At 67.5% G+C, this 2,611-nt stretch carries 2 protein-coding genes and 1 pseudogene; 2 read left to right on the top strand and 1 reads right to left on the bottom strand.

Annotated elements, in window-relative coordinates:
* Window positions 1-87: pseudogene (locus IF78_RS49325) on the top strand (IS5/IS1182 family transposase); the annotation flags it as partial.
* 1,002 nt (window positions 88-1,089) lie between these two features.
* On the opposite strand, the gene IF78_RS0142700 reads toward IF78_RS49325, so the two are convergent.
* Complete coding sequence (locus tag IF78_RS0142700) at window positions 1,090-1,320, bottom strand: hypothetical protein (protein ID WP_031487582.1); 231 nt, start codon at window positions 1,318-1,320, stop codon at window positions 1,090-1,092.
* A 640-nt stretch (window positions 1,321-1,960) separates the two neighbouring features.
* Between IF78_RS0142700 and IF78_RS0142690 the strand changes: the two genes are divergently transcribed.
* Entirely contained in the window at window positions 1,961-2,221 is a 261-nt protein-coding gene (locus IF78_RS0142690) for a hypothetical protein (RefSeq protein ID WP_158751717.1), read from the top strand.
* Window positions 2,222-2,611 lie beyond the last annotated feature (390 nt).

Raw genomic sequence — 2,611 nt, 5'->3', positions numbered from 1 at the left:
GAACGCAACCCCCGCAACTACCTGGCATTTCTCGGACTTGCCGCCGCCCTCTGCTGCTACAAGCGACTCGTCCGCCTCACCACGTAGGACACGGTCTAAGGAGGCTCTGCCCGGGGGACTGCGGACCGGACGGCACCGCGCTCTGGAGACGTCCGGTCCGACAGCCCCTCCGGCCACACGCCGACGCCGTGCCACCCCGATGCGTGCACGTCGGCTGCTGGACACCGCGAGCGATGAACTTCCTGCGGCGGACCCGCCGGCTACAGGGGATTCCGACGGCTATCTGTGAGGACTGCAGTCGTCACAGTCGCAAGATCGTCGCAGTGGCGATGGTGACCGCCGCCAGAACCACTATCGCGGCGCGGACTACTGCCACCGCTCGATCTGCGCGGGACCTTGAACTAGTCACGGGGACATCATCGCCCGAGGTAGCCTCCCGCAGCAGGGCGCACCACGGGCAGTCTTCTTCGTCGTCATCGAACGTACTCGGCACAGGCGGCTCCAGGCTTTCTTGCCGACTGTGGGGGGCGCACTCAGGGTCCGCCCGCGTAGATATATCTGCAACCCCGCGCACCCGAGCGCCCGGCGCAGACGCCCGGCGCCCGCGTGCCGCGCAACACCAAGCCATGACGCCTCGCCGATCCCCGCCCCTCAGCTAGTGACCTGAGTCAGAGATTTTCGGGTAGTTCTCGTGAGCCGCCTGGCGCGCTTGAGGCCGGACTCCAGCAGGCCAGGCGGGACCTGGCGGCCGCATTGCATCCGGCTGGCGGCAGCCGATCTGACGAAGAACTTCTGACTCGGGTCACTAGCTAGAAGTAGCCACTTCGATGATCGAGGTGTCCACCGGGGTCAGGATCTGGCCGCCATACCAGTTCTCGATGGACAAGAGCGTCGTGGTGCCTCCAGCGCGTACCACTGTGGCCCGGGTCTGGACATGGCCTTTCAGTCCCATATCGCCCCCTTTGCATGCTTAGTGCCGCGTTGGGGGCGAATGGAACATGCATCCGATTCGGCCACGAGGGAAGGGGTGTGACCGGCTCGGCGACTTTCCCTGAGCGACACCCCTATGCCGGAGTGGGTGTGCAAGGCTCAGTGAAGGCCGTCGGCTCCGTCCACGCGCTCGAACCGCTCCAGCTCGCCCCCGTTGCCAATCACCGCAACCAGGTCGGCGCCGACCAGCCGTGCGCGCGGGATGCCCGTCTCGGTGATGAGCCGACCCACGGGCACACGCTCCGGATCGTCGGCTCCGCGGTGCTCGGTCGTCAACTCCGCGTCGTCGCCGATCAGAAGCAGGACCCTGGCCCTGACTCTTTCGCTCATCTGCTCATCCCTTCCGGAAGGGCTGTCAGGGCGGGGATCGTACAGTCGATCAAACAGGAGCAGAAAAAGCCTGCCGAGCCCGCTAAGAAGTTCCGACCGGACGCCCGGTCCATGACGTGGGCGCCGGTTTCCTCCGGGCGTGAGAGAGGTGCTGCTCTGCACCGGCGGCCCGGCCCGAGGCCCGCGCCGCCCAGGGTCGCCCCTTACCGCTGCTGGGTGAGGTGGCGACCGCTCTGTACGCCGCCAGTCTCGTGCGGGCGCTCCACACCCTTCACACGCGCCCGGCCTGCCAGGCCGGGCAGCTGATCGCGATGACCTGACCCTGGTGCTGTGCCAGCCCGCCGGGATTGGTTCTAGTGCCGTCTTCACCGCGGGTGGCACTTCGACGGCCTCCGTTCGCGTGCAGGGCGGACCCGTCACGGGGGCGCCAGCCTGCCTATGCATGCCGGAGCCCGCAGCCCGCAGCTCCACACAGGGCGGCCTCGTCGCCCCTCATGATTGGGTCACCTTCTACAGCGCATCGTGGGGCCGGTGTGTCACCGGGGACCCGCTCTGACGGTGTAACCGGGATGGCGCTGGCTCGCAGCTGGGATGTCGGCCAAGGCAGGCTGGAACCGTGGCCCACTTCCCTGAGCAGCCCGTGACGCTCATCGTGAGCGGCGAGCAGGTCGAGGTCGCGGCTGCCCTGGGAGTGTTCTCCCCTGCTGACAGTGAGTGGGGAGGCGTCCTGCTGGGTGTGCCGGTGCGGCTGGCTGCTGCCATGCAGCGCGGCGATGATGCATCGCTTCGCCTCCCCGATGGCCGGGAGCGGCGGATTCACTCGGTGGGGCCGTCACGCATCGATGGTCAGGGACGCCTTTTGGTGCCCTTCACAGGCGAGGGGCCGGTTCCGTTCTCGTGACGTCCAATGTCAGTGCTCCATTCGAGGCTTTGCGGGCGCCGACCGGCATCATTCACCCGGTCCAGGGTATTTAGTACATGGATGTACCGGATCTCTCCTTTTTGGAGAACATCTCCCCGGGGTTCCTCCTGCAGCAGGGACGGGAGGAACCCCGTCTGAGTGACACGGTCGTGCCCTGGCGCGTGCAGTCCTCGCTGCGTGAGTCGACACGTCGCCACGCACCGTGTCGGCGGCCCTGGTCCCCGCTCCCAGCCCGGTAATGAGGGGCCGGGGCCGCGTGGCACCTACCCGTCCCCCGTTATGTTTTCCGCGGTCCTGCAACGGGACCGCTGGCCTCCGGGCCCGGCATGGCTGGTCCCCCCTGTCGAACGGATGACCTGGGGGGTGGTG

Origin of the sequence: Streptomyces bicolor (assembly GCF_000719285.1) — a bacterium.
GTDB classification, from domain to species: Bacteria; Actinomycetota; Actinomycetes; order Streptomycetales; family Streptomycetaceae; genus Streptomyces; species Streptomyces bicolor.
Note: the sequence above shows the minus strand (reverse complement) of the source record. Positions and strands in the feature narration are given on the sequence as shown.